Source organism: Actinophytocola sp. (assembly GCF_035634895.1).
Lineage (GTDB): Bacteria > Actinomycetota > Actinomycetes > Mycobacteriales > Pseudonocardiaceae > Actinophytocola.
Window position 1 is genome coordinate 21,553 of sequence record NZ_DASQCC010000146.1, and the last position, 26,321, is coordinate 47,873.

Consider the following 26,321-nt stretch of genomic DNA (forward strand, 5'->3'; position numbering starts at 1 on the left):
GGAGCATCGCATGGTCCTCCTGGGTGACTGCGAGCGGTCCTCTTACCCACGGGGTTCGTGTGGCGGGAGTGACTGATGTGGCGGGAGCCGACTACCGTGTGGGGTATGGCGAACCGGACAGCCTCTTCCAGGTCCAAAGGCCGCGGCTCTGGTGGCGGCTCTGGAAGTGGTGCTCGAAAGCGCCCGCCGGCGAAGTCGACCACCCGTACCTCCTCGGCACGCAGGCCGCCGATCCGCAGCACCAAGAGCAAGGGGTCGGTCAGCCGCGCGCTGTTCCGCGGCTTGCGTGGCGGGTGGAACCTGCTGGCCAAGGGGGTCGGCGGGATCGCCCGCACGGTCGGGCGCACCAAGGAGCTGGAGCCGGCACACCGCCGTGACGGGCTCGCGTTCGCCCTGATCGCCGTCGGCGTCGTCGCGGGCGCCGGGATCTGGTGGCGTGCGGCTGGCCCGATCGGCCGCTACCTGGAGATCGGCGCCAGGTCCGTCGTCGGCGCGGCCGCCATGGCGCTGCCGCTGATGCTGCTGGTCATCGGCATCGCGCTGATGCGCTCGGACCCGCAGCCGGACAAGCGCCCGCGGCTGGTGATCGGCGCGCTGCTGTTCATCCTGGCGATCCTCGGCATTCTGCACATCTTCTCCGACCTGCCCGAGGACAACCTCCGCCAGCGGTACGCGGGAGGGGCGCTCGGCTACTTCTCCGGCGGGCTGCTCGCGAAGGGCATCACCTCGTGGGTCGCGCTGCCGGTGCTTCTACTGGTGCTGGGCTTCGGCGTGCTGGTGTTCACCGGCACCCGCTTCCGGGACATCCCCACGCGGCTGCGTGAGATGGGCATGGACCCGGAGGACCGCGAGGCCGAGGGCATCGACCTGCCGGGTGCCGAGGAGCCGGCGTCGTCCCCGGAGATGCCGGCCGAGGCCGAGCCGGTCCGCCTGCGCCGCCCGTCCCGTCGCCGCCAGGCATCCGCGACCGAGGGCGATGGCGAGCAGCTCCCGCTGCCCGAGACGGCGATCGGCGAGGACATCCCGCTCCCTCCCGAGCCCCCCAGGCCGCCGCGGAAGCGGCCGAAGCCGACCGAGGTCAAGGAGACCCCGCAGGCCAAGGAGCAGCAGGGCCAGCTCGCGCTCACCCCCCGGGTGGTCGACGGCGACTACACGCTGCCCGACCCGAACATCCTGGAGGCCGGCGACGCGCCGAAGGCCCGCAGCCGCGCGAACGACACCATGATCGAGGCGATCACCGGCGTGCTGGACCAGTTCGCCATCGACGCGCAGGTCACCGGCTTCACCCGCGGCCCGACAGTCACGCGGTACGAGGTGGAGCTCGGCCCCGGCGTGAAGGTCGAGAAGATCACCGCGCTGACGAAGAACATCGCGTACGCGGTGGCCACCGACAACGTCCGGCTGCTCGCGCCGATCCCCGGCAAGTCCGCGGTCGGTATCGAGGTCCCGAACTCCGACCGCGAGATGGTCCGCCTCGGCGACGTGCTGCGGTCGAACACGGCCGTCAAGGACACCCACCCGATGGTGATCGGCCTCGGCAAGGACATCGAGGGCCACATGGTCACCGCGAACCTGGCGAAGATGCCGCACCTGCTGTGCGCCGGGTCGACCGGTTCCGGCAAGTCGAGCTTCGTCAACTCGATGCTGGTGTCGCTGCTGGCACGGGCCACGCCGGACGAGGTCAGGATGATCCTGATCGACCCGAAGATGGTGGAGCTGACCCCGTACGAGGGGATCCCGCACCTGATCACGCCGATCATCACGCAGCCGAAGAAGGCGGCGGCCGCGCTGACCTGGCTGGTCGAGGAGATGGAGCAGCGCTACCAGGACATGCAGGCCAACCGGGTCCGGCATGTCGACGACTTCAACAAGAAGGTGCGCTCCGGCGAGATCACCGCGCCGCCGGGTTCCGAGCGTGAGTACCGGCCGTACCCGTACATCCTGGCGATCGTCGACGAGCTGGCCGACCTGATGATGACCGCGCCGCGCGACGTCGAGGACGCGATCGTCCGCATCACCCAGAAGGCGCGGGCGGCGGGCATCCACCTGGTCCTGGCGACGCAGCGCCCGTCGGTGGACGTGGTGACCGGCCTGATCAAGACGAACGTGCCGTCGCGGCTGGCGTTCGCGACGTCGTCGCTGACCGACTCGCGGGTCATCCTGGACCAGCCGGGCGCGGAGAAGCTGATCGGCATGGGCGACGGGCTCTACCTGCCGATGGGCGCGTCGAAGCCGGTCCGCATCCAGGGCGCGTACATCACCGACGAGGAGATCAACGGGATCGTCTCGTTCGTGAAGGAGCAGGCGCAGCCGGAGTACCAGGACGGCGTGACAGCCGCGAAGGCAGCCGACAAGAAGGAGGTCGACGAGGAGATCGGCGACGACCTGGACGTGCTGCTGCAGGCCGCGGAGCTGATCGTGACGTCCCAGTTCGGCTCGACGTCGATGCTGCAACGCAAGCTGCGGGTGGGCTTCGCGAAGGCCGGCCGCCTGATGGACCTCCTGGAGAGCCGGGGCGTGGTGGGCCCGTCGGAAGGCTCCAAGGCCCGCGACGTGCTGGTCAAGCCGGACGAACTGGACGCCGTGCTGTACACCATCCGCGGCGGCGGCCCGGTCGACGCCGACGACGAATCCCTCGACGACGAGTAGACGACGAGTAGACGACGAGTAACAGTCCGAACGGCCCTATGCCACGCCGCTCCCTGCTGCCTACTGTGGAGTAGCTACCTTCCAGTAGCAATGTCTGCGAACCGGAACCCTGCCGATCGCAAAGGAGCGATTATGCCTGTTCGCCGCTTGCTCACCCTGCTCTCGTGCGCCCTGCTGTCGCTCGTCGCGTTCTCGGCGCCGGTCGCGTCGGCCGCGCCCCGGGCCGCCGCCGGGGACGTCGTCACCGCCCGGCAGGTCAGCGCGCCTGGCTTCTTCTACGCCAGAACCTGGATCGTCACCTACCGCTCGACGTCCACGACCGGGCAGCCGATCACGGTCAGCGGTGCCGTCATCGTGCCGTTCGGGGCCAACGCCAACACGCCCGTGATCGGCTACGCGCCCGGCACGCACGGGCTCGGTGACCAGTGCGCGCCGTCCCGTCACCTCGAGGCCGGGGACGAGACCGAGGGCCTGCTGATCCACCAGTACGCCATCCGCGGCTACGCCGTCGCGGTGACCGACTACGAGGGCATCGGCACGCCCGGCCCGCACACGTACATGGCCGGCCGCTCCGCGGGTCAGACGACGCTGGACATCGTGCGTGCGGCGCTGCGGCTGCCGGGGACGGGCCTCTCCAGCAACGCGAAGGTCGCGGTCGTCGGCTACTCGCAGGGCGGGCAGGGCGCCGGCTGGGCCGCCCAGCTCGCCCCGACCTACGCGCCGGAGCTGAACATCAAGGCGTACGCGGTCGGCGCGCCACCGTCGAACCTGAAGGTGGTCGCCGACGCCGACGACGGCGGCGACAACGCGGGCCTGGTGTTCGCCGCGGGCTACGGCATCGACATGACCTACGCCGACCTGGACATGACGCCGTACCTGAACACCGCGGGCCGCGCCGCGGTCGCCGACCTGTCGGACGACTGCACCGAGGAGCTGCAGTCGGACAAGTACGCCGGGCACCACCTGTCGGAGTACCTGACCGAGGACCTGCTGCACCGGCCTGACTGGGCCGCGAAGCTGGACGCGCAGAAGCTGGGCGGCACGGCCCCGCGTGCGCCCGTCCTGCTGTACCACTCCAACGGCGACGAGATCCTGCCCACGCAGATGAGCGTCGACCTGCGCGCCGCCTGGTGCGCGGGCGGTGCGAACGTGACGTTCTGGCGCACCGACACGGGCGTCCACTTCGTGACGGCCGCGCTGATGAGTCCGAGCGTCACCAGCTGGGTGGCCGACCGCCTCTCCGGCAACGTCCCGACGGGCGACTGCTGAGTCCTCGTGTGGGCGGGCTTCCGGGCCCGCCCACCCGGCCCGTTCACAGCTCCAGCAGCATCCGGCTGTTCCCCAGCGTGTTCGGCTTGACGTACGGCAGGTCGAGGAACTCCGCGACACCCTCGTCCGCGGACCGCCGCATCTGCTCGTACACCTCGGCCGTGACCGGCGTGCCGTCGATCTCGACGAAGCCGAACCGCGCGAAGAACTTCGTCTCGAAGGTCAGCACGAACACCCGCTGCAGCCCCAGCTCGCGCGCTACCGACAGCAACCGGTCGACCAGCAGGGCGCCGATGCCCAGCCGGGCCGCGGTCGGCAGCACCGCGATCGTCCGGATCTCGGCGATGTCCTCCCACAGCACGTGCAGCCCGCCGCAGCCGACCAGCTCCCCGTCCACCTCGGCCACCCAGAACTCCTGCACGTCCTCGTACAGGGTGACGAGCTCCTTGGCCAGCAGGACCTTGCCGACGTAGGTGTCGATGATGGCCTTGATCCCACGCACGTCACTGACCCGCGCCCTACGCACGACGACGGGCTCCCGCGCCACACTCACGCCGCTTCCTCGCAGGCTCGGTGACCTCGTTCGTCGGCGTGGCGCCCATGGTTCGCTCCGCAAGCTCCGCTCACGACTGCCAAACCTGCCACGTCGGATCCGCGCGGCACACATCGGGCCGGGCGTTGTCACCTGCGGCAGTTACTCTGAACCCGTGCCAACACCACCACCGTCGCGCCGTGCCGCCCTGCTCACTCTCGGGTGCGCCCGCAACGAGGTCGACTCCGAGGAGCTGGCGGGTCGTCTCACCGCCGGTGGCTGGGAGGTCACCGACGACGGTGCGGGCGCCGACGTGATCGTGGTGAACACCTGCGGTTTCGTCGAGTCGGCCAAGAAGGACTCCGTCGACGTGCTGCTCGACGCGGCCGGGACGGGCGCCAAGGTGGTCGCCGTCGGCTGCATGGCCGAGCGCTACGGCGCCGAGCTGGCCGAGAACCTCCCCGAGGCGGCCGCGGTGCTGGGCTTCGATCACTACCCGCAGTTGGGGGAGCGGCTCGACGACGTGGTCGCCGGCCGCGCCATCGCCGCCCACACGCCCGTGGACCGGCGCACGCTGCTGCCGATCACCCCGGTCGAGCGCAAGCCCGCCGACCTGTCCGTCCCCGGCCACGGCTGGGGCCCGCGCGTGCTGCGCAAGCGGCTCGACGACGCCCCGGTCGCCTCGCTGAAGATCGCCTCCGGCTGCGACCGGCGCTGCTCGTTCTGCGCGATCCCGTCCTTCCGTGGGGCGTTCGTGTCCCGCACGCCGGACGAGATCGTCGCCGAGGGCGCCTGGCTCGCCGAGCAGGGCGTGCGTGAGCTGTTCCTGGTGAGCGAGAACTCCACGTCCTACGGCAAGGACCTCGGTCGCGAGCACGGCGGCCCGGACGCGCTCGCCCGGCTGCTGCCGCGCCTGGCCGCGCTGCCCGGCATCGCCCGCGTGCGGGTGTCCTACCTGCAGCCCGCGGAGACCCGGCCGCAGCTGGTGCAGGCCATCGCCGGCACCGACGGTGTCGCCGACTACTTCGACATGTCCTTCCAGCACGCCAGCTCGACCGTGCTGCGCAGGATGCGCCGTTTCGGCGGTACCGAGTCGTTCCTCGCGCTGGTCGACCAGATCCGCGCGCTCGCCCCCGACGCCGGCATCCGCAGCAACGTGATCGTCGGCTTCCCCGGCGAGACCGAGGACGAGCTGGCCGAGCTGGAGCACTTCCTCACCGAGGCACGGATGGACGTGGTTGGTGTGTTCGGCTACTCCGACGAGGACGGCACCGAGGCCGAGACCCTGGCCGGCAAGCTGGCTCCCGACGAGGTCGCCGCGCGGGTGTCGCGCGTGTCGGACCTGATCGAGCAACTCACCGCGCAGCGCGCCGAGGACCGCATCGGCGACGAGGTGCGCGTGCTCGTCGAGCGGAACGACGAGGACGGTGTCGCCGGCCGCGCCGCGCACCAGGGGCCGGAGGTGGACGGCGAGTGCCTGGTGCTCGACGCCGAGGACGTGTCGGTCGGTGACTTCGTCGTCGGCAAGGTGGTCGAGTCGGAAGGCGTCGACCTGGTGGTGCGCCCGTTGGAGGTGCTCCGGTGAGTGCCACGCCCGCCGACGGGACGACTCCCGCGTCGGCGAGCGAGGCGCTGGGTGCCGCGGTCGCGCGTGTCCCGCTGGTCAACATCGCGAACATCCTGACTGTCACCCGCCTGGTGCTGGTGCCGGTGTTCCTCGTGACGTTCTTCGCCGACGGCGGCCACTCCAGCGGGTGGCGGATGGTGGCGTTCGTCGTGTTCGCCGTCGGGTCGATCACCGACTTCGTCGACGGCCACCTGGCCCGCAAGTACGGCCTCGTCACCGACTTCGGCAAGGTCGTCGACCCCATCGCGGACAAGGCGCTGACCGGCGCCGCGCTCTTCGGCCTGTCGATCCTCGGCGAGCTGCCGTGGTGGGTGACGCTGACGATCGCCATCCGTGAGGTCGCGGTGACGCTGCTGCGCTTCTGGGTGATCCGCTACGGGGTGATCGCGGCCAGCTACGGCGGCAAGCTCAAGACGGTCGCGCAGATCATCGCCATCGGGCTGTACCTGCTGCCGCTGCCCGCGGCACTCGACCCGGTGCTCTGGGTCGGCATGGGCATCGCCTTGGCGCTGACCGTGGTCACCGGCGTCGACTACGTGGTCCGCGCGTTGCGCCTGCGGGCGGCCCGTGGCTAGGAACCCGCTCGCCGAGGCGGTCGGCGCCGACGTGGTGGGACTAACGGAGCTGATCGGCGCGTTGAAGGAGAAGGGTGCGACCGTGGCGACCGCCGAGTCCCTCACCGGGGGGCTGGTCGCGGCGGTGCTGACCAGCGTGCCCGGCTCGTCCGCCGTGGTCCGCGGCGGGTTGGTGGTGTACGCGACGCCCCTGAAGCACGAACTGGCCGGCGTGGACGCGGAGCTGTTGGCTGAGCATGGCCCCGTTCACCCGGACGTGGCCGCCCAACTGGCGGATGGTGCACGCAGAGTGTGCAAGGCGACCTGGGGCATCGGCCTGACCGGGGTCGCCGGACCCGACCCACAGGACGGGATAGAGCCGGGTGTCGTGCATATCGGCGTGTCGGGCCCCGACGCCGCGGAAGTTCGCACGATCGGGTTCGAAGGAAACCGGCACCAGGTGCGTGCGGCTGCCGTTCTGAACGCGTTGGACCTGCTCAGAGCGTTGGTGGACCAGCGAGACTAGCGCTGGGCTCAAGTGGGCGCGTCATACTTGTGGGAACACCTGGGTGTGTTCGGTCGTTCGCCCTTGGCGTACGGACGGTGATGTCGCTGCCGATGATCGCAAGGTCTCGGTAACGTGGTCACCATGCCGGACCCACCCGATCCGGCGGATGATCTTGAAGGGAGGCGAGCGATGACCGTGCTGTTGCGCGAGGCGATCGGTGATCGGCTCCGACACGCCCGCACGAACCAGCGACGCACGCTGCGTGAGGTCTCCCGAGCCGCCAGGGTGAGCCTGGGATACCTGTCCGAGGTCGAGCGCGGCCGCAAGGAGGCGTCGAGCGAACTGCTCTCCGCCATCTGCGAGGCGCTGGACCTGCCACTGTCCGCACTGCTGCACAACGTCGCGACCGACATCGGCGCGCTCGAGTCGGTGGAGCTGCCGGAGACCGCGGAGCAGGTCGAGCGGAGCGACGTCGGCGCGGCGGGGGACAACTCCGGTGCCCGTGCGTCGGTCGGTGCGGTCGAAGGCGGCCGGCTGGTGCCGGCGGTGGTCGGCGACAACCTGGCCGACCTGCGGCTCCAGCCGGTGCTCAGTCACCGTATGGAGTCCTCGCTCAGCGGGGCTGGTGCCATCTTCGCGGCTTAGTCGCCTGGCCGGTGCGGGGGCCGGTGGGCTGAGCTGCGGTGGTGGGGGACATCGCCTGGCGATGGTGTCGAGTCGTGCGAGCTGACTTGGCCGTTCGGAACGTGGTCGCGTTCTGAGCGGCCTTTTCTGTGCGTGGTGTTCTGCCTGTCGGCGCTGTCGCTGCCGACCCGGCCCGCCCCGCTGCTGGCTCTCACGTACCGATCACGTGCACGACCAGTGCCTTTTCCGTGAGCTCCGACGCGACCGCCGCGCTCGCGGGTAGGCTCGACGGCCTACGGGAGGGTCCGGTCGAGGTGCGCGGTGCGGCGAACCCCGAGACGGGTTCGGCGGGTCAGGGCCATCCCTGAACAGTTCCTGATTTATGCCGGGTCCAGTGGTGAGGAGTACCGCCCACCTGACACGATGGAACCCACAGTGATGACGGGGCGTTGCTTTACCAACCGGCGATCCGGTGCATTGCGGATGACGGTACAAGCGACCAGCGTGGAGAAGGCAGGCGGAGGAGATGGCCAACCCGTTCGTGAAGGCTTGGAAGTACCTGATGGCGGCCTTCTCGTCGAAGATCGACGAGCACGCCGACCCCAAGGTGCAGATCCAGCAGGCCATCGAGGAGGCCCAGCGGCAGCACCAGGCGCTCTCCCAGCAGGCCGCGGCCGTGATCGGCAACCAGCGGCAGCTGGAGATGAAGCTCAACCGGCAGCTCGGCAACGTCGAGAAGCTCCAGGCGTCGGCACGCCAGGCGCTGGTGCTCGCCGACGAGGCCCGCGGCAAGGGTGACGAGGCCAAGGCCACCCAGTACGAGCAGGCGGCCGAGTCCTTCGCCACCCAGCTCGTCACGGCCGAGCAGGACATCGAGGACCTCAAGACGCTGCACGACCAGGCGCTGCAGGCGGCCACGCAGGCCAAGAGCGCGGTCGAGCGCAACGCCATGATGCTGCAGAACAAGCTCGCCGAGCGCACGAAACTGCTCAGCCAGCTCGAGCAGGCGAAGATGCAGGAGCAGGTGTCCAAGTCGCTCAACCAGATGAGCGAGCTGGCCGCGCCCGGCAACACGCCGTCCCTCGAGGACATCCGCGACAAGATCGAGAAGCGTTACACCACCGCGCTCGGGTCCGCGGAGCTGGCGCAGAACTCGGTCCAGGGCCGCATGATGGAGGTCCAGGCGTCGACGACGGAGCTCGCCGGCCGCTCGCGGCTGGAGCAGATCCGCGCCTCCATGGGCGGCTCGGCCCCACAGGTCACCAGCGGTACCTCCACGCCGGCCGCGTCGCAGAACATCCAGGCGGAGATCGCCCAGCGGGTGGCGCAGGAGCAGAAGGCGAACGGCCAGTCCAACTGAGCCCTGGCCCGTCCGAGCTAGTGAGGGGAGGCTGCCGATGGCGCCGCGTGGCCGGGACATCCACCAGCTGACCCAGATGGTGCAGAAGTACCTGAACGCGGACGTGCGTGGCAACGTCATGGCGCACGTCCAGGACGCGATGGACCGCAGTCAGCGGGCGCTGGCGCGCAGCCGCGACGACGCCGCGCGCATCGAGCGGCAACGCCGCCGGCTGGAACGCAAGCGACTGTGGGCGTCGCGCTGGGCGGTCGTGTGGGCGATCCTCAGCCTGTTCATGGTCGTGTACGTGGCCCTGGCGTTCACGGGCATGGTCGGGGAGGGCCCCGACGCGCTGATGATCGCGGGCGGTGTCGCCGGCGTGGCCGCGACAGGTGCCCTGTCGATCCGCTCGACGCGACGGATGGTGCTGCTCAAGCGTGCCGCCGAGCGGTTCGACCAGCAGCACACGCCGTCGGTGGCGGCTCCGGTCCGGCCGCCGCTGCCGCCCAGGAGCTCGGCCGCGTACGAGCCGATGCAACGGCTGACCGAGGCGGAGGACGCGCTGGCGCAGCTGGTCCAGCAGCTGGCCGGCACGCAGGGCACACCAGCGTCGGTGCCGTTGGACTCGGTCCAGGAGGCCGAACGCGCGGCCCGCGAGGCAGCGCAGGCGCTGCGTGCGGTGGCCGCCCAGCTGGCCGCGGTGGAACTGGCCCGCGACCACGCCCCGCCAATGGAACGCGGCCCACTGATCGAGGGCGTCCGCAGGCTGCGCGAGCAGCTCGACGAGGGCCTGACGGGTTACCGCGGGCTGGTGGCGGCGGCCGGCCGGGTGGTGGCCGCCAGCACGTCGGCCGGCCCGAAACAGGAGCTCGCCGACGCGACCGACCACCTGGCCGGCCTGGCCGTGGCCCTGCGCGAGCTGTCCGACCCCCACTGACCCGGTCTCACCGGGCTGCTCGGTTGATGGCCCGGACCAACCCCGGTCCCCGGTAGATGAGTCCGGTGTAGACCTGCACGAGCGAGGCACCCGCGTCCAGCATGCGCAGGGCGTCGTCCGCCGTGTGGATGCCGCCGACGCCGATGACCGGCAGGTTGCTCTCCTTGGCCACGAACGTGACCACCTGGAGTGCTCTGGCCGTGAGCGGACGACCGCTCAGACCACCGGTCTCGGTGGCTCGTTCGGCGTCCTGTGGCGCGATCCCGTCGCGCGAGAGCGTGGTGTTGGTGGCGATCAGCCCGGCGATCCCGTGCGCCGCGCAGACCTCGAGCACGTCGGCCATGGCATGCTCGGACAGGTCCGGCGCGATCTTGACGAGCAGGGGCACGGTCGTCTCGAGCGCCCCGAGCAGTTCGTCGAGTGCCGCCTTGTCCTGCAGCCCCCGCAGCCCCGGCGTGTTGGGCGAGCTGACGTTGACCGCGAAGTAGTCCGCGTGGGGCGCGAGCACATCGAGTGACGCCCGGTAGTCGTCGACCGCCTCCTCGACGGGGGTCACCTTGGACTTGCCGATGCTCACGCCGAGCGGCACCCTGAGCGGCCCCAGCGCCCGCAGCCTGGCCGCCAGCGCCGCGGCGCCACCGTTGTTGAACCCCATCCGGTTGATCACGGCCTCGCTGGCCGGCAGCCGGTGGAGCCGCGGCCGCGGGTTGCCCGGCTGCGCGTACCGGGTGACGGTGCCGACCTCGACGAACCCGAACCCGAACGCGGGCCAGGCCCGCAGCGCGCGGCCGTCCTTGTCCATGCCGGCGGCGAGCCCGACCGGCCCGGGGAAGCGCACCCCGAAGACGGTCCGCGGCGTGCCGCCGCCGAAGTACCGGTTCAGCCCCGCCACGACTGGCGGTAGGGCGCCGAGCCGCGTGGTCACGCGCAGGGTGCGCTCGTGCGCCACCTCGGCGTCACCGCCACCCATCCGGAACAAGGCACGTCGCAGAACCCGCTGGTAGACCACCCGAGCATCGTTTCATCGCGCCACGCGCGGCAGGATGGGGGTGTGCCTGCCGACCTGGACGCCGCCGCCGAGGACCTGTACGCCGGTGCCCGCGAGGACTTCACCGCCCATCGCAAGGAGCTGGCGAAGCAGGCCAGGTCCGCCGGGGACACCCGCCTCGCGGCGGAGATCGACAAGTTGGCAAAGCCGACGACGTCCGCCTGGATAGCCAACCAGCTGGCGCGAGACCCGTCGTCGGACGTCGGCCGGGTGGCGGCCCTGGGGGAGGCGTTGCGGGCGGCCCACGCGAACCTGGCGGGCGCGGAGTTGCGGACCCTGTCGCAGCAGCGGACCCGGTTGGTCAACACGCTGTTGAAGCAGGCGGGCGAGGTGGCGCAGCTGACCGAGTCCGTCAGCCGAGAGCTGGAGGACGTCTTCACGACCGCCATCGCCGACCCCGCGGTGGCGCGCGTGCTGCTGGCCGGGCGGCTGACGTCGGCGAAGGACCTGGGTGCCGGCTCGTGGCCGGCGGCGGACACGGAGACCGACCTGGCGGCCGCGCTGGCGGCCAGCGGGGCCGCACGCCCGAAGCGACGCCGTGCCGGCGGCGAACCCGACCCGGGCTCCGACCGCGACCGGGCGGCGCTGGAACAGAAGCGCGTGGCGGCCGAGCAGGAGCTGGAGGAGGCGAAGGCCGGGGTCAAGGAGGCGGAGGCCGACCGCAAGGAGGAGGAACGCATCCTCGCGGTGGCGCAGGACGCCGTGGCGGAGGCGACGGAACGGGTGCGGCGGCTGCATGAGGAGCTGGATGCCGCGGAGTCGGCCGAGAAGGAGGCCCGCCGCCGGGTGGGCTCGGCGAGCCGCTCGGTCAAGGACGCCGAACGCCGGGCCGGCCAGGCGTGGCGGTTGGTGCAGAACGCGGAGCGGAAACTGGCGGAGCTGGGGGAGTAGCCGGCTGCGGGCATAAAACAGCCCTCGGGCCTTCTCCTGCTTGCGCAGGCCCAGGGGCGGACTAGGTCCCTGAGGGCACCGAGGGCTGGGTGACTGCCTGGTATTCGCCGACCACACCGCGCGTCTACGGCACCAGCAAAGCTGATGTCGGCCCGTGTTGCACAGCCGGCCTAACCATGTCCGGTAATGGTGGTCCTAGCGGACAGCCACCTCACGAGTCCTATGGGAATACACCGTTGGACCACCTCCTCTCTCGTGTACCAACGACACTACGGGCGTCGGGGCGGCCGGGCAAAGTCAATTAATGCCATTCGCTCACAGCGGACGATTGCGGCTGGCAAGATCACCTTCGTAATCCGAACGTGACTCGCCTGATCGGGTGTTGTACATTGCTCGATCAACTACCAAGTGGCCCTGGACTCACCCGAAGGACACCGATGGGGTCCACCCTGCACCGCGGGCACGGCCGGCTGGCCGTTGGCGCCGTAGTGGGGGCGATCGCCTGCACGTTGTTCGCCTTCGGCTCGCTCGGTGACAGCAGACCCGAGCAAGACCCGTCCGAGCTGGGGGCGGTGGAGCCGATCCCACCGGCGTCACAGCCGACCGGCCACACCACGACGACCTCCTCGGTCCCGGCGTCCGGTTCGTCGTCCACCACGACCACGACGACGACCACCACGACGACCACCACGACCACCACGACGGCCGCCCCCACGACGACGACCACCACGACACGCAGGACGACGACCACCAAGACCACCACGACCACGACGCGGCGTCCCACCACCACGACGACCACGTGCTCGTCGATCATCTGCATCGGCTGACCGCCTCGAGCCGCTCAGCCCGGCCCGCCGAATCGGGCCCTCCCCGCCAGAAACCCGTACGAGAGTCCCTTTCGCACGGCCTTCGACATGACAACGCCGCCGCCCACCCGGCATCGTGGAGTCATGACACGAACACGGCAGGTCACCAGCACCACCACCAACGGCAGCCCCGTCAGCTTTCGCCCGGCGGCCTCCGCGCGACCACATGGAGGCGGGCGGCGATATCCCGCAGCGGCGGCATCGGCGCCAGCCGCAGCTCCAGCGCGGCCAGGGCGTCCTGCGCGGACGAGTCCTGCCGCAACACCGAACCGGGCACCAGCTCGCTCAGCACGCCATGGCCCTGCACCAGCTCCGCGACCAGACCGGCGTCCGTCAGCAGCGCGAGCAGACCGTCGGTGTCGTAGCGCCGCTGCAGGGTCTCGGTGGGCAGACGCCCGGCCGGGTCCTCGGCAAGCATCGCGGCCTCGTCCAGCCTGCCCGCGATCGCGCGGTGCAGCAGCGCCCACATCCGGTTGGCGACCACCACGGACACGGCCCCGCCCGGTGCCACCGCCTCGGCCATCGCGGCGACCGTGTGCTTCGGGTCGTCGACGACCTCGAGAAGCCCGTGCGCCAGGACGAGGTCCACCGAGCCCGCCGGCACCACGTCCCCCAGGGCGTCGCTGTCGGCCTGTACGGCCGTGATCCGGTCGCTGACCCCCGCGTCGGCCGCGCGGCGGGACAGCGTCGCGAGCGCGTTCGGGTTGGGCTCGACGACCGTGACGGCGCAGCCGGCGGCCGCGAACGGCACGGCGAGCACGCCGCTACCTCCACCGACGTCGAGCACGCGCGGCGGTTCGCCGGCACGGCGCCGGCGCACGGCGGCCAGCTCGGCGTCGAGCGCGAGACGAACTGCATCCGGTCGCATGAACCGAAAGCGTAGGCCCCGTAGGGTGCATAGCGTGCAAACGGTGGCGGTGCTCAGCCTCAAGGGTGGTGTCGGTAAGACGACCATCGTGCTCGGCCTGGCCTCGGCCGCGCAGCGGCGAGGTGCGCGCACCCTGGTGGTGGACCTCGACCCGCAGTGCAACGCGACGGCCACACTCGACCCGGAGGACACCAAGGCGACCCTCGCCGAGGTGCTGGAGACGCCGCGGCCGTCGGTGCTCCGGGACGCGATCGCCCGCAGCGGCTGGGGCGAGGAGGTCGACGTCCTGGTCGGGTCGGAGGACCTGGAGCTGCTCAACGACCCGGACCCGGACCCGAGACGGCTCGAGAAGCTCAGCAGAGCGCTAGCGGAGGTCAAGAACCTGGCCGAGGAGGGTGACCTGCCCTACAAGCTGGTGCTGCTCGACTGCCCACCGTCGCTCGGGAGGCTGACGAAGTCGGCCCTGCGCGCCGCGCAGGGCGCACTGCTGGTGACCGAGCCGACCCTGTTCGCGGTGTCGGGCGCGCAGCGTGCGTTCGAGGCGGTGGAGCAGGCGGCCGAGGACCACAACCCGGAGCTGTCGCCGCTAGGAGTGGTGGTCAACCGGGTGCGGCCGCAGTCGTACGAGCACCAGTACCGGATCGCCGAGCTGCGGGAGCACTTCGGCAACCTGGTCATGCCGGTCGCACTCCCGGACCGCCTCGCCGTGCAGCAGGCACAGGGCGCGTGCGTGCCGATCCACTCCTGGGGCACCCCCGGTTCCCGAGAGGTGGCGCTGGCACTGAACCTGTTGCTGGCCCGCGTGCTGCGCAGCGCCGGCCGACCCCGCCCCCGCCCGATGATCCGCACAACCAACGAGGACGACATCGACGAAGACGACCGAGTAGTCACGGACGGCTGAGGCACCTGCGGCAGCCCTGCCTGGGGCCGGGATCGGGTTCCGGGCTGAGTCCCGGGGCAGGTCCTTGAGGCCGGGTTCGGGGGCGGTTCCCGGGGGCGGGGACGGTTCCCTGGGGGCGGTACGCAGGGGTCGGTATCCCGGGGTGGGTTCCCAGGGGCGGAGCGGGGTCGGGGCTGGCGGCGCAGGACCCCGGCAAAGTCGAGTTCCTGTGGTTCAAGGCAGCATTCGGCTCGTGTATCGACCCTTGCGGGCCGGCCCGGCGCACCGAAGCACGCATGAAGTTCCACGACTTCCCGAGTTGCCGACCCGCCGCGCCGGGTCGAGGAGACCCGACCCGGGCCTTCGCGCAACCGTTGACCTTGGTTCTGCGACTTTGCCGGGGCAGGGGGTGCCGCAAACGATTGGTTCCTTTGATGGAGATCGCGAGAGAAGACTTCTGAACCGGGAGCGCCGGGCATGACCGTCTTGGGTCTGAGTGGCGGTTGGCTTGCCGAGGTGACCGGTCAGCACCGTGGACGCAGCGACGTGAGCCGGGCGAGCACGACGTCGGCCCATCCGGATGCGGCGTCGCGGGCCTGGCTGCGCGGGTGGGCGAAGGCTCATCCTCGGCGCGGGTTCCCCAACCACCACCGACGGTCGACCAGTGAAGATCGTCTCCAACTCGGATGAGCACACCCACGAACGCCTCGGCGGGCTCGTGGAACGGCCGCCAGCCCTCTGGCGCAACGGGACCTCAATCGCCATGCCCCCTCGCGGGGGTTCGGACGGGTTTGTGGCCGGCGGGTCCTCGATGTGCGGGTTTGTCGGTGCGGTCTGCTTAGCTCCTCACCATGGGTCGGAGCGGGGAGCTGCCGCGCGGTTTGGTGGACCGCTACAAGGCGAAGGACGGCGCCTGGCCGGATGACACCGGCTGCTCGGTGCTGCACGTGGACATGGACGCCTTCTACGCGTCCGTCGAGATCCGTGAGCGGCCCGAGCTCGCCGACAAGCCGGTCGTCGTCGGTGGGACCGGTGGGCGTGGGGTGGTCAGCTCCGCCAACTACCTGGCCAGGACGTACGGCGTTCGGTCGGCCATGCCCACCGCGCATGCTCGGCGTCTGTGCCCGAGCGCCGTGTTCCTCCCGCCGACGTTCTCCCTGTACACCGAGGCCTCGGCCGGCGTGATGGCGATCTTCCGCGAGATCACCCCGCTCGTGGAGCCGCTCAGCCTGGACGAGGCGTTCCTCGACGTCGCCGGCGCTCTGCGGCGCTTGCGGATGACCCCGGGCGAGATCGGCGAGCAGATCCGGGTCCGGGTCGCCGCCGACTGGGGGATCACCTGCTCGGTCGGTGTGTCGTCGACGAAGTTCGTGGCCAAGTTGGCGTCCGGTCTCGCCAAGCCGGACGGCATGCTCGTGGTGCCCAGGACCGACATCCTGGACTTCCTCCACCCGCTGCCGGTGTCGGCGCTGTGGGGTGTCGGCAAGAAGACCGCCGAGCGGCTGTCCGGGATCGGGCTGAACCGGGTGTCCGACGTGGCCGCGATGGCCTTGCCTCGGCTGCGCAAGGCCATCGGGGTCGCGGCGGCCGAGCACCTGCACGCCCTGGCCAACGGTCACGACGACCGTGCCGTGGTGCCGGAGTCGGTCGACAAGTCGGTGGGTGCCGAGGAGACCTTCGAGGTCGACCAGACCGATCGTGACGTCGTCAAACAGGAGCTGCTGCGGCTGTCCGAACGCACGGCGGCCACCCTGCGCCGCCGGGATCTTCGTGGCCGCACCGTGTCGATCAAGGTTCGCTTCGGCGACTTCACGACGATCACCCGGTCCCGCACGCTGCCGGTGGCCACGGACGTCACACAGGAGATCTTCCGCACCGCCTGTCGCCTGCTGGACGAGCAGACGCCGCCGGGTGCCGTGCGGCTGATAGGTGTGCGCGTGGAGCAGCTCGAGGAGGGGGCGGCCGGCGGCCAGCAACTCCTGCTCGACGCTCCGGAACGTGGCTGGCGGGACGCCGATCAGGCCGCTGACCAGGCCAGAGCCAAGTTCGGCGGCGCCGCCATCCGCCCGGCGTCCCTGCTCGGTAACAGATTCGACCAGACCAACCACCGACGGTGACACGGTTGCGCTACCGTCCCCGGGATGGAGGGAGCGCGATGACCGAACCCGAGGCCGGTGCGCCATGAGCTGGCTGGCTCGGCGCAGGCGTGACACCGAACCCGTCGAGGGCCCGAGCCGCCGGGAGGTGTCCGCCGCGTTGATGAGCTCCGTGAAACGAGTGTTCGCGGCGCAGCGGATGTGCTCGGTCGCGACGGGTGTCGAGCTCGCCGTCGCGCGCCGGGAGCTCACGGGCGTGTTGCGGGATGCGATGACCAGGGCGGAAGGCCTGGTGGCGACGTCGAGTTCCCGGCTTCAGCTGATGGCACGGAAGGAAACCGCGATCATGGTGGAGATGTCCCGGCCGTGGCTGCTCCTCGACTTCCTGGCCATCGACCGGTCGTGGTGCGCGGATCCGGAGTTCAGCAGCGCGAAGAGAGCTAGGCTGCAGCGCAGCGTGTTGGAGCGGGCGGCGGAGGTGATCGCGGAGGCGCGCGCCGACGAGCCGTCGACGGGGCGGGAGACGCTGCGTCAGCTCATCGACGAGGTCGCGGTGTTCTCGTCGCCGCTGGTGACCGCCGCCATTCCCGAGCGGCGGGTGACGGAGTGGCGGCTCGTCGCCGAGGAGGTCACCGGGCTCGCGGCCGCCGCGCTCGCCCGGGCCGGCCGCACGAGCGATGGGGAGCTGCCATGACCGATCCCGAGCAGCTGCTCGCCGACTACGAGAAGAAGGCGGTCGAGGCCCGACAGCGGGCCGAACGCGTCCGGGACGGACTCGCCGCCGTCCGGGTCACCGAGCGCACGTCCGACGGCCGCATCGCCGTCACCGTCAACTCCACGGGCAACCTCGTCGACCTGCGGCTCGCGCCCCGCGACAAGGCCGGTCCCGAGCTGGCCCAGGACATCCTGCGGACGCTCCGCCGCGCCCAGTCCCGCATCGCGGACGCCGTTCAGGACGGGCTCGGTGCGGCCGCCGGTGCGGAGACCCTCGCCGAGCTGACCCGCCAGTACCGAGCCGCCTACCCCGCCGTCGACCCTGCCGAGTCCCGCCGCCGCACCGTGCTTCGGCTCGGTGCCCAGGCCGAGGAGGAACAGCCCCGTCCGGAACGTCGTGAGCGGGTGGCATCGAACGACGCCGAGCCCGACTACGACGACCGCAACCTACTGCGCTGAGGGGACTTCACATGCCTGACGGCGACGTCGAGATCAACCTCGTCGAGCTGGCGGCGCACCAGAAGCGCCTCGGTGGCGTCCTGGACCACGTCACCGCCGCGTCGAATGCCGCATACCACTCGACGAACCCCCTGGTCTTCGGCGAGCTGGGCACCCTCCTCGCCGAGATGTGTACCGACCTGCAGGCCGAGTGCGGCGACCACCTCCGGTCGGCGGTGGGCACGACCACCGAGCACATCACGAAGGTCGGCGAGTGGCACGACAGCGTGTCCCGGCACGAGGAGTACCGCGCGAAGTCGTTCGAGGAGAGGACCGACCTTGACTGACGACACCAGCGTCGCCGAGGTCCAGGACGAGACCGGACCGGTCCAGGTCCCCGCCCCCGACCGGTCGGCGCTCGAGGGCGCCGGCATGGCCCAGGACTTCTTCGACACCTACACCAAGGCGCTCAGCGGAAACTGGGCAGAGGGCATCGTCAACTTCGCCGGCGGTGTCATGTCCATCCAGGAGTTCCGGGAAGACCCCTTCGGCAAGTTCATCAGCATGGGGCTCGGCTGGGTGATCGAGTACTTCGGCTGGCTGCGTGCGCCGCTCGACTGGCTGACCGGAGACCAGCTCGAGCTCGACAGGATGGCGGCCACGTGGAGCGGCGTGGGCGACGAACTGCACCGGGCCGCCACGGACCTCGACGAGCACTACCGGACCGACACCCGCGACTGGGCGGGGGCCACGGCCGACAAGTACCGCGGGTACTGCGAGAACCACGTCGAGCTGTACATCTGCCTGTCGCACTCGGCCAAGACCATCTCGACCGTGACGACGATGTGCAAGACCGTCCTGGCCGTGGTGCGGACGATCGTCCGCGAGCTGATCACGGACTTCGTCGGCCGGACCATCTCGTTGCTCGCCCGGTACCCACCTCCGACCACCCCGATGGCGCTCCCCGAGGCCGGCGAACTCGCCGCGAGCTACAGCCAACGGATCCTCGACTGGGTGCGGAAGGCATGGAAGGCGCTGACCAACGCCAAGGAGCTCCTCGGTGACGTCCTCACGAAGCTGCGCGGCCTGCCGGCACAGCTCAGGTCCGGCATGAAGGCGGTCAGGGAAGGCGCGAACAGTCTCGGTCAGCATGCGGTTGATGCGGTGAAGAAGACGGCGAAGAACCTCCGTGACCGCCACACCTTCGCCGCCATGTACGCGAAGGACTCGGACAGCCTCGGCGACACCGTGGCCGACGTCGCACAGCACTACGCGCGTGGGTTCACCGCCGACGCGGTCAAGGACGTGCTCGCCAGCCCGCTGGGGAGGGCGATGGGCCACGCCGCGGGGAAGGCCGTCCAGGAACTGCCCCAGAAGGTCTCCGACGAGACGGTCAAGGAGACCGGCAAGGCCTATGGCTCGGAGATCGACGAGGACCTGACGGACCAGCCCGGCCATGGGGTCGCGCCGGGGCAGCCTGCCGACTCGCCGCGGACGCGGGACGGACAGGAGAGCTACCTCGCGGGCGGGCAGGGCGCGCACCGGGTGTCCGGCGACCTGGAGGAGCCGTGACCAGAAGGCGGTGGGTAGTCCCGGACCTGCCGACGTTCGTCGACGACGAGTACAACTCGCGAGCGATCCGCGCGGTCCTCCAGCACACCGGGACTCAGCTGCTCGACGAGTTCCGGAGCACCACCGGGCACGAGCGGGAGGCGGTCCGCGAACGGCTGCGTCGTTTTCGGGAGGAGACACTGGCCGGCCTGATCGACGGCCCACACGTACCGATGGGGGAGGCGGCCGCTGCGGCACTGCGTGCCTCGGCCGAGCGGATCGACCTGATGGTGGTGACGGGGCTCAGCGAGCCCTAGCATCGCGCGCCAACCGTGCGGCGCGCTGTGCCCGCCCACGGTGCACCTGGATCACGATCAACGCCACGAGGGCGGCGAACCACACCAGCAACCAGTACCACTGGCCGTGGTGCCACGTCGCGGTCATCGCCACTCCCGGACCGGGAAACACGACCAACCAGGTGACTCCGACGAACATGCCCGCCGGCGGCCTGTCGGCCGCCCTGGACAGGACGGTCTCGGCCAGCTCGGGGGTCGGCGGCGGCAGGTCGCCGAGCAGTACCCGCAGGTCGCCGCGGGTTCGGGTCGCGGCGAGCCGGTCGTACTTCTCCTGGTAGGCCGCCAGGCCGAGGCCGGCCGCCGCGTGCACCATCAACGCCGTCGCCGCCGACCGGCGTTCCTCCTTTCCTATTCGCAGCCCGGACTCCTCGAACGGCCGCTTTCGCAGCTGCTCGCGCTGCCGTTCCAGCTCGCTTTCCCGCAGCTTCCACACCCGATCCGCCACGACCTCGCCGTTGATCGTCATCAGCGCGAGGAACAGCCCGGCGGCCACGCCGAGTGGCCACCAGACGTGCTCGCTGTCGGCGAGAGCCCACGTGACGATGACGCCAAACCACACGAGCCCGGCCGCCACGACCCAGACCGTCATCGTCTCCACGCGGAACCGCGGGTGGGGCTGTGGCAGGTCCGTGAAGAGCGCGTCGATGTCGGCGTTACGCGTGGCCGCGGCGACGAGTGCCTTGCGCTCCCTCAGCTCCTCCGCCGTCAGCCGCTGGTCCCGGGCGTGCGTCTCGAGCGCCGACGCCGCGGCCCTCCGCAGCCTTGGTGTCACCGGTTCGCCATGTCCGGGCAACGGCGTCCCCCGCGTCGTCATGGCTACCCAGGCTACCGGGAGGAACCCGCACTAGAATCGGGATCCATGGCCGGCAACCTGGTGTTGCTCGCGATCGCGGTGATCGCGCCCAGCGCGCTGTTCTGGTTGCTGCTGCGGTTGCCGAGGACGGTCGACGCCGCCGGGGCCCGCCTGCGCAGGCGGCGGGGGCCGCAGCCCGCCCACCCGCCCATCGAACGGCTCGCCGCCGACCTGCGGCGGGTGCACCGGACCATGAAGGAGTTCCCACCCGGCACACCCGCGGTGCGCAGGCGGGCCACCCGGGAGGCGTACGACGCCCTGCTGGTCCAGGCCTGCCGGGCGGTCGACGTGCCGCACCGGCTCGACGCGCTGGCCGAGGGCCTCGACCGGGAGGTCGAGCGGCTGCGGGTCGAGGAGGCCCTGAGCGACGCCGGCGTGCGGGTCAGCTGACCAGCGCCGGCAGCACCTCGCCCAGCGAGCCACGCAGCACGACCGTCGCCAGGCCGTCGTACGGGGTCTCCGACGCGTTGCAGATCAGCACCGTCGCGCCAGCCTGCGCCGCCAGCCCGACCAGGCCCGCCGCCGGCTGCACGGACAGCGAGCTCCCCACCGCCAGCATCAGGTCGCAGGACAGCACGGCGTCGCGGGCCGCCATCAGCACGTCCGTGTCCAGGGGCTGGCCGAAGGAGATGGTCGCGGACTTCAGGATGCCGCCGCAGACCTCACACGGCGGGTCCTCCTCGCCGGCCGCCACCCGGTCGAGGGCCGCACGCATCGGCCGCCGGTCCGCGCAGGTCAGGCACACCGTCTCGTGCATGGTGCCGTGCAGCTCCAGCACCGACGCCGAGCCGGCCCGCTGGTGCAGACCGTCGATGTTCTGGGTCACCAGCGCGACCAGCCGGCCGGACCGCTCGAGCGAGACCAGGGCCTGGTGCGCGGCGTTCGGCGCCGCCGTCCACGCGGGATGCGCGAGCCGGGACCGCCAGGAACGCCGGCGCACCTCGGGATCGTCGCGATAGTCCGCGAAGGAGGACATGCGCTCGGCGCTCGGGTCGCGGGTCCACAGACCGTTGGGCCCACGGAAGTCCGGAATGCCCGACTCCGTCGACACGCCCGCGCCGGACAGCACGACGATCCGCTTCGCCTCGGCCATGGCCGCGACGCCGTCCGCCAGGTCGTCCGGATCCCTCACCAGCCGCCACCTCCGCCATCACCACCGGCGCCGCCAGCGTACGACGAGCCTCCGGCTAACCGCGCCTGGTCCAGGCCATGACCTCTGCCACGGACCTCGTGTTGATCACGCGGTCGGGCGGGACGCCGCATTCTTCCGCGCGTTCGCAGCCGTAGGGGAGCCAGTCCAGCTGGCCCGGGGCGTGGGCGTCGGTGTCGATGGTGAAGACGCAGCCGAGCTCAACGGCCAGGCTGAGCAACCGCCGTGGCGGGTCCAGGCGGTCCGGGCGGCAGTTGATCTCCACGGCCTTCCCGTGCTCACGGCACGCCGTGAACACCTTCTCCGCGTCGAACTCCGACTCGGGGCGGGGCCTGCCACGCACCTTGCGCCCGGTGCAGTGGCCGAGGACGTCCAGGTTCGGGTCGGCCACCGCGGCCAGCATGCGCTCGGTCATCTCCGCGTGGGGCATCCGCAGCTTGGAGTGGACGCTGCCCACCACCACATCCAGCTCGGCCAGCAGCGAGGGCTCCTGGTCCAGCGCGCCGTTGTCCAGGATGTCGACCTCGATGCCGGTCAGGATCCGGAACGGCGCCAGCTCGTCGTTCAGCTCGGCCACCACGTCCAGCTGGCGCCGCAGCCGCTCCGCGGACAGCCCGTTCGCGACCGTCAGCCGCGGCGAGTGGTCGGTCAGGACCAGGTAGTCGTGGCCGAGCAGCTTCGCCGTCTCGGCCATCTCGCGGATGGGGCTGCCGCCGTCCGACCAGTCCGAGTGCGTGTGGCAGTCGCCGCGCAGCGCGGCCCGCATGTCCTCGCCCCCGGGAACCAGCGGCGCCAGCCCGCCGGCCAGCAACCGCTGGAGGTACGCGGGGGACTCGCCGTGGGCCGCCTCGGTGATCACCGCCGCGGTCGTCCGGCCGATCGACGGCAGCGCGGTGAGGGTCCCGGCCGCCACCCGGGCGGCCAGTTCACCCTCCCCGAGCCCGGCCACGACGGCCGCCGCGCGGCGGAAAGCCTGCACCTTGTGTGTGGGCTCCGCTACACGTTCGAGTAGGAACGCGATCTGGCGGAGTGCGGTCGTGGGGTCCATCAGCCCACCTGACTAGGGCCTGGTGTCCTCGTGACACACTCACGGACGGCCGGGTTTTGCGGATGCATACGACCATGATTCCGGATCGGGTAGTCGCGGAGGCTCATGGCTCGTATCCTGGGGAGTGACGCCCCCACCGTGGGGCGCCCGCCGGGTCCGGCGGCCAAGACCCGTATCGCCCGGCGCTCGCGACCGCTGTGCCGGAGGAGGAACTGATGCCACTCTCCGAGCACGAGCAGCGACTGCTCGACCAGATTGAGCGTGCGCTTTACGCCGAGGATCCGAAGTTCGCATCCAGTGTGCGGGGTGCACGGCTGCGCCGCCCCTCACGGCGTCGACGCCTCCAGGGCATCGCGCTGTTCGTGTTGGGTGTGGCGCTTCTGGTCCTGGGAGTCATCCTGCCGCTGAAGCCTGGCGGTGTTCCCGTAGTCAGCTTGCTCGGCTTCCTGGTCATGTTCTTTGGTGCGCTGCTCACGCTCTCCGCCATTCGACGAGGCGGAGAGGGCGAGGAGGGCGCCGCGGAGGGTGAGAGCGGTGGCCCGCCCAAAGCGCGCCGAAGCTCGTTCTCACAGCGTATGGAGGACCGCTTCCGCAAGCGGTTCGAAGACGAGCCCTAACCAGTCGGACAGGGGAGTCGGGTGTCCCGGATAGGGGCACCCGGCCCTCTTTGTGTGCGTGACGTCCGACGCAGACTCGATGACTTCTCCAACGCCGCGGGTAACCATCGTTGACGGGATCTCGTCCATGCGATGGAGGTTTGGTCGTGGCTTTGCGCATCCCCGAGCACGCACAGTGGACCCGACTGGTGGAGCGGGTCGCCCAGGTGGCACCCGAGGGCTTCGCCGGTGACCGTCTGCGGAACCTGTACGAAGGCCGGTGGCAGGACGGCGGCGAGCGGTCGCCGATGACCTCGCCGGTCGACCAGTCCACGATCGGTCAGCTGTCCAAGATCGACGAACCGACCGCGCTGAAGGCGGTCTCCGCCGCCCACCAGCAGCACCGCGCGTGGGCCGACGTGCCGCTCGCCGACCGCAAGGCGCGGGTCACCGCCGCCGTCGACGCGATGACCGACGCACGGGACGATCTCGCGTTGCTCCTCGCCTGGGAGATCGGCAAGCCGTGGAAGCTGGCCTGCGCGGACGTGGACCGCGCACTGGACGGCGTCCGCTGGTACCTCGAGAACATCGACGAGATGCTCGCGACCGACGCCCACGGCCGCCCGTTCGAGCGGGCGCCGCTGTCCGGCCCGGTCAGCAACATCGCGAGCTGGAACTACCCGATGTCGGTCCTGGTGCACGCCGAGCTGGTCCAGCTGCTGGCCGGCAACGCGGTGGTCGCCAAGACCCCGACGCAGGGCGGCGCGGTGTGCCTGACCGTCGCGCACGCGCTCATGAACGACGCGGGCCTGCCGGTCACGCTGCTGTCCGGTGACGGCTCGAAGCTGTCCGGGGCGCTCGTGCGGTCGATGGAGATCGGCGCGCTCGCGTTCGTCGGCGGCCGGGACAACGGCGGCAAGGTCGCCGCCCAGCTGGTCGACACCGGCAAGCGGCACATGCTCGAGCAGGAGGGCCTGAACTGCTGGGGCATCTGGGAGTACTCCGACTGGGCGGCGCTCGGCGCGCACCTGAAGAAGGGCTTCGAGTACGCCAAGCAACGCTGCACGGCCTACCCGCGGTTCGTGGTCCAGCGCGAGCTGGTCGACTCGTTCCTCGCGACGTACCTGCCGGTCGTGCAGTCGATCAGGTTCGGGCACCCGCTCGCCGTCGACTCCGACGACGAGAGCCAGGAGCTGCCGACGCTGGACTTCGGGTCGCTGATCTCCGCCGCCAAGGCCCGTGACCTCGGCAAGCGGGTGGAGGAGGCCCTGCGCCACGGCGCGGTGCCGCTGTACCGGGGCTCGCTCGACCAGGGTCGGTTCCTGCCGGGCCAGGACACCTCGGCGTACGTCGCGCCGACCACGCTGCTGGCCCCGCCCGGCGCGTCGCGGCTCATGCACGAGGAGCCGTTCGGCCCGGTGGACACGGTCGTCGTGGTCGACACCAAGCCCGAGCTGCTGGCCCAGATGAACGCCTCCAACGGCGCCCTGGTCGCGACCATCGCCTGCGACGACCCCGAGCTGGCGAGCGACCTGGCCGAGCACGTGCAGGCGTTCAAGGTCGGCATCAACAAGCCCCGCTCCCGCGGCGACCGCGAGGAGCCCTTCGGCGGCCGCGGCGGCTCGTGGAAGGGTGCCTTCGTCGGAGGTGTGCACCTGGTCCACGCGGTCACCCAGGGCCCGCAGGACGAGCTGCTGTACGGCAACTTCCCCGACTACAACCGCTACCCGGCGGTCTAGCGCCTGCCGAGCACTACCAGGTAGCGGCACGGCCCGTCGCTCCTGTTCACGTACGCGCAGGGTTGCGGCGGGCCGAGCTGTAGGCAGTCGCCGGGGCCGAGGTCGTGCTCGACGTCGCCCTCGCGGAAGGTCAGCCGGCCGGCGAGGACCCAGATCTGGTGGTGTGCCAGCGTGTACGACTCGGCCGGCTGAGCCACCTCGGCGCCGGCGGGCAGCTCGACCTCGACCAGTTCGAGCGGCCCGCCGGCCACGGGGGAGACCGCCCGCCGCACGTACCCGGTCTCCGGATCCACCCACACGGGCTGCCCGTCCCGGCGAGCCAGTCGTTCCTGGTCCTGCTCGGCCCGTGCGACCAGCTCCGAAAGCGTCATGCCCAACGCCGCGGCCAGCCGCGACAGCAGCACGGCGGTCGGCTGCGTCTCGCCACGCTCGATCTTGCTGATCATGGCCCGTGACACGCCGGACCGGTCCGCCAGCGCGCCACCGGAGAGGCCGCGAGCCTGCCGCGCACGCCGGAGAGTGGTGGCTATCGCATTGCTCAGGTCGGTCACATAGTAAACAGTAACGGCTACTATCTTTGACATGCTGATCAGGGACGCCTCGGAACCAGGAGACGCCGCGGCATGTGTCGCGATCTACGCGCCGTACGTACGCGAAACGGCGATCACCTTCGAGTGGGACCCCCCGTCGGTCGACGAGATGGCGGCGAGGATCGCGGCGTCGCGGCGTACCCACGCGTGGCTGGTGGCCGAGGAGGACGGCCACGTCCTCGGCTACGCCTACGGCGGCCCGTTCAAGGCACGCGCCGCCTACCGGTGGTCCTGCGAGGTGAGCGTCTACGTCGAACAGGGCCGCCGCCGCACGGGCGCGGGCCGCGCCCTCTACGAGGAGCTGTTCACCCGCCTCACCGCCCGCGGCTACCTGACCGCGGCGGCCGGCGTCACCCTCCCGAACGACGCCAGCGAAGCCCTGCACAAGGCCCTGGGCTTCGAACCAGTAGGCACCTACCGCCGCATCGGCTGGAAACACGACACCTGGCACGACGTCACCTGGTCCCAACGCCACCTGTCCACCCCCCAAACCCCACCCCCCACCCCCACCTGACCCCGCGAGTCCCGCGTTCAAACACACCGAGTCCCGCGTTCAGACATACCGAACTGCGTTTTCGTGCACACGGTCCGGGTCAGG

28 protein-coding genes are annotated in these 26,321 nt (G+C 70.9%); 20 read left to right on the forward strand and 8 right to left on the reverse strand.

Features of this window, described 5'->3' with window-relative positions; all coding sequences use genetic code 11:
• Positions 1-282: 282 nt before the first annotated feature.
• The gene (locus tag VET29_RS21570; protein ID WP_414636561.1) at positions 283-2,649 is read left to right on the forward strand and encodes an FtsK/SpoIIIE family DNA translocase; all 2,367 of its coding nucleotides are present in this window, start codon (positions 283-285) and stop codon (positions 2,647-2,649) included.
• 132 nt (positions 2,650-2,781) lie between these two features.
• A complete protein-coding gene (locus tag VET29_RS21575; protein WP_324923283.1) occupies positions 2,782-3,918 on the forward strand; it encodes a lipase family protein in 1,137 nt (378 codons plus the stop codon).
• A 43-nt stretch (positions 3,919-3,961) separates the two neighbouring features.
• Here the strand turns inward: VET29_RS21575 and VET29_RS21580 are convergent, their stop codons facing one another.
• Positions 3,962-4,471: an amino-acid N-acetyltransferase gene (locus VET29_RS21580; protein WP_324923285.1), complete on the reverse strand. Its 510-nt coding sequence runs from the start codon at positions 4,469-4,471 to the stop codon at positions 3,962-3,964.
• A gap of 154 nt (positions 4,472-4,625) precedes the next feature.
• Here VET29_RS21580 and rimO point away from each other — a divergent pair, with 154 nt between their 5' ends.
• The 6 genes from rimO (at position 4,626) to pspM (ending at position 10,039) form a co-directional block, all read left to right on the forward strand.
• Positions 4,626-6,035: a 30S ribosomal protein S12 methylthiotransferase RimO gene (gene rimO / locus VET29_RS21585; RefSeq protein WP_324923287.1), complete on the forward strand. Its 1,410-nt coding sequence runs from the start codon at positions 4,626-4,628 to the stop codon at positions 6,033-6,035.
• Positions 6,032-6,652 carry a CDP-diacylglycerol--glycerol-3-phosphate 3-phosphatidyltransferase gene (pgsA, locus tag VET29_RS21590; RefSeq protein ID WP_414636556.1) on the forward strand — a complete coding sequence of 207 codons (621 nt, stop codon included), beginning with the start codon at positions 6,032-6,034 and terminating at the stop codon, positions 6,650-6,652. Before rimO ends, pgsA begins: the two co-directional genes overlap by 4 nt.
• Before the next feature lie 34 nt (positions 6,653-6,686).
• Positions 6,687-7,157: a CinA family protein gene (locus tag VET29_RS21595; RefSeq protein ID WP_414636562.1), complete on the forward strand. Its 471-nt coding sequence runs from the start codon at positions 6,687-6,689 to the stop codon at positions 7,155-7,157.
• Positions 7,158-7,328: 171 nt separating this feature from the next.
• Positions 7,329-7,784 carry a helix-turn-helix transcriptional regulator gene (locus tag VET29_RS21600; RefSeq protein WP_324923289.1) on the forward strand — a complete coding sequence of 152 codons (456 nt, stop codon included), beginning with the start codon at positions 7,329-7,331 and terminating at the stop codon, positions 7,782-7,784.
• 505 nt (positions 7,785-8,289) lie between these two features.
• A complete protein-coding gene (locus VET29_RS21605; RefSeq protein WP_324923291.1) occupies positions 8,290-9,123 on the forward strand; it encodes a PspA/IM30 family protein in 834 nt (277 codons plus the stop codon).
• A gap of 37 nt (positions 9,124-9,160) precedes the next feature.
• Positions 9,161-10,039, forward strand: coding sequence for a phage shock envelope stress response protein PspM (gene pspM, locus VET29_RS21610; protein WP_324923293.1), 879 nt, complete (start codon positions 9,161-9,163; stop codon positions 10,037-10,039).
• A 7-nt stretch (positions 10,040-10,046) separates the two neighbouring features.
• Here pspM and VET29_RS21615 read toward each other — a convergent pair whose 3' ends face one another.
• Positions 10,047-11,048 carry a quinone-dependent dihydroorotate dehydrogenase gene (locus VET29_RS21615; protein ID WP_324923295.1) on the reverse strand — a complete coding sequence of 334 codons (1,002 nt, stop codon included), beginning with the start codon at positions 11,046-11,048 and terminating at the stop codon, positions 10,047-10,049.
• A gap of 42 nt (positions 11,049-11,090) precedes the next feature.
• Here VET29_RS21615 and VET29_RS21620 point away from each other — a divergent pair, with 42 nt between their 5' ends.
• Entirely contained in the window at positions 11,091-11,978 is an 888-nt protein-coding gene (locus VET29_RS21620) for a hypothetical protein (RefSeq protein ID WP_324923297.1), read from the forward strand.
• 397 nt (positions 11,979-12,375) lie between these two features.
• Here the strand turns inward: VET29_RS21620 and VET29_RS21625 are convergent, their stop codons facing one another.
• Both VET29_RS21625 and VET29_RS21630 read right to left on the reverse strand, forming a co-directional pair.
• A complete protein-coding gene (locus tag VET29_RS21625; RefSeq protein WP_324923298.1) occupies positions 12,376-12,798 on the reverse strand; it encodes a hypothetical protein in 423 nt (140 codons plus the stop codon).
• A gap of 179 nt (positions 12,799-12,977) precedes the next feature.
• Positions 12,978-13,712, reverse strand: coding sequence for a class I SAM-dependent methyltransferase (locus VET29_RS21630; protein ID WP_324923300.1), 735 nt, complete (start codon positions 13,710-13,712; stop codon positions 12,978-12,980).
• Positions 13,713-13,746: 34 nt separating this feature from the next.
• On the opposite strand from VET29_RS21630, the gene VET29_RS21635 reads away from it, so the two are divergent.
• The 7 genes from VET29_RS21635 to VET29_RS21665 all read left to right on the forward strand — a co-directional run bounded on the left by VET29_RS21635 (position 13,747) and on the right by VET29_RS21665 (position 19,708).
• A complete protein-coding gene (locus VET29_RS21635) occupies positions 13,747-14,613 on the forward strand; it encodes a ParA family protein (RefSeq protein ID WP_324923302.1) in 867 nt (288 codons plus the stop codon).
• 830 nt (positions 14,614-15,443) lie between these two features.
• Positions 15,444-16,709, forward strand: a complete 1,266-nt coding sequence (locus VET29_RS21640) for a DNA polymerase IV (RefSeq protein ID WP_324923304.1) — start codon at positions 15,444-15,446, stop codon at positions 16,707-16,709.
• A gap of 64 nt (positions 16,710-16,773) precedes the next feature.
• Positions 16,774-17,382 carry a hypothetical protein gene (locus VET29_RS21645; RefSeq protein WP_324923306.1) on the forward strand — a complete coding sequence of 203 codons (609 nt, stop codon included), beginning with the start codon at positions 16,774-16,776 and terminating at the stop codon, positions 17,380-17,382.
• Positions 17,379-17,861, forward strand: coding sequence for a YbaB/EbfC family nucleoid-associated protein (locus VET29_RS21650; RefSeq protein ID WP_324923308.1), 483 nt, complete (start codon positions 17,379-17,381; stop codon positions 17,859-17,861). The genes VET29_RS21645 and VET29_RS21650 overlap by 4 nt, the downstream gene beginning before the upstream one ends.
• 11 nt (positions 17,862-17,872) lie before the next feature.
• The gene (locus VET29_RS21655) at positions 17,873-18,187 is read left to right on the forward strand and encodes a hypothetical protein (RefSeq protein WP_324923311.1); all 315 of its coding nucleotides are present in this window, start codon (positions 17,873-17,875) and stop codon (positions 18,185-18,187) included.
• A complete protein-coding gene (locus VET29_RS21660) occupies positions 18,180-19,412 on the forward strand; it encodes a hypothetical protein (protein ID WP_324923313.1) in 1,233 nt (410 codons plus the stop codon). The genes VET29_RS21655 and VET29_RS21660 overlap by 8 nt, the downstream gene beginning before the upstream one ends.
• Positions 19,409-19,708, forward strand: coding sequence for a hypothetical protein (locus VET29_RS21665; protein ID WP_324923315.1), 300 nt, complete (start codon positions 19,409-19,411; stop codon positions 19,706-19,708). Before VET29_RS21660 ends, VET29_RS21665 begins: the two co-directional genes overlap by 4 nt.
• Here VET29_RS21665 and VET29_RS21670 read toward each other — a convergent pair.
• The gene (locus VET29_RS21670; RefSeq protein WP_324923318.1) at positions 19,695-20,561 is read right to left on the reverse strand and encodes a DUF1707 domain-containing protein; all 867 of its coding nucleotides are present in this window, start codon (positions 20,559-20,561) and stop codon (positions 19,695-19,697) included. The two genes, VET29_RS21665 and VET29_RS21670, sit on opposite strands and share 14 nt — an antisense overlap.
• A 45-nt stretch (positions 20,562-20,606) precedes the next feature.
• Here VET29_RS21670 and VET29_RS21675 point away from each other — a divergent pair, with 45 nt between their 5' ends.
• Positions 20,607-20,990: a hypothetical protein gene (locus tag VET29_RS21675; RefSeq protein WP_324923320.1), complete on the forward strand. Its 384-nt coding sequence runs from the start codon at positions 20,607-20,609 to the stop codon at positions 20,988-20,990.
• On the opposite strand, the gene VET29_RS21680 is transcribed toward VET29_RS21675, so the two are convergent.
• Together VET29_RS21680 and VET29_RS21685 are read right to left on the reverse strand one after the other, a co-directional pair.
• Positions 20,983-21,693, reverse strand: coding sequence for a Sir2 family NAD-dependent protein deacetylase (locus tag VET29_RS21680; RefSeq protein ID WP_324923347.1), 711 nt, complete (start codon positions 21,691-21,693; stop codon positions 20,983-20,985). The two genes, VET29_RS21675 and VET29_RS21680, sit on opposite strands and share 8 nt — an antisense overlap.
• Before the next feature lie 94 nt (positions 21,694-21,787).
• Positions 21,788-22,798, reverse strand: coding sequence for a PHP domain-containing protein (locus VET29_RS21685; protein ID WP_324923322.1), 1,011 nt, complete (start codon positions 22,796-22,798; stop codon positions 21,788-21,790).
• Between the two features lie 215 nt (positions 22,799-23,013).
• Between VET29_RS21685 and VET29_RS21690 the strand changes: the two genes are divergently transcribed.
• Positions 23,014-23,415: a DUF3040 domain-containing protein gene (locus VET29_RS21690; RefSeq protein WP_324923324.1), complete on the forward strand. Its 402-nt coding sequence runs from the start codon at positions 23,014-23,016 to the stop codon at positions 23,413-23,415.
• Positions 23,416-23,561: 146 nt separating this feature from the next.
• The gene (locus VET29_RS21695; RefSeq protein ID WP_324923326.1) at positions 23,562-25,133 is read left to right on the forward strand and encodes an aldehyde dehydrogenase family protein; all 1,572 of its coding nucleotides are present in this window, start codon (positions 23,562-23,564) and stop codon (positions 25,131-25,133) included.
• Here the strand turns inward: VET29_RS21695 and VET29_RS21700 are convergent.
• Positions 25,130-25,717: a helix-turn-helix domain-containing protein gene (locus VET29_RS21700; RefSeq protein ID WP_414636559.1), complete on the reverse strand. Its 588-nt coding sequence runs from the start codon at positions 25,715-25,717 to the stop codon at positions 25,130-25,132. The two genes, VET29_RS21695 and VET29_RS21700, sit on opposite strands and share 4 nt — an antisense overlap.
• On the opposite strand from VET29_RS21700, the gene VET29_RS21705 reads away from it, so the two are divergent.
• Positions 25,716-26,237: a GNAT family N-acetyltransferase gene (locus tag VET29_RS21705; RefSeq protein WP_324923330.1), complete on the forward strand. Its 522-nt coding sequence runs from the start codon at positions 25,716-25,718 to the stop codon at positions 26,235-26,237. The two genes, VET29_RS21700 and VET29_RS21705, sit on opposite strands and share 2 nt — an antisense overlap.
• Positions 26,238-26,321 lie beyond the last annotated feature (84 nt).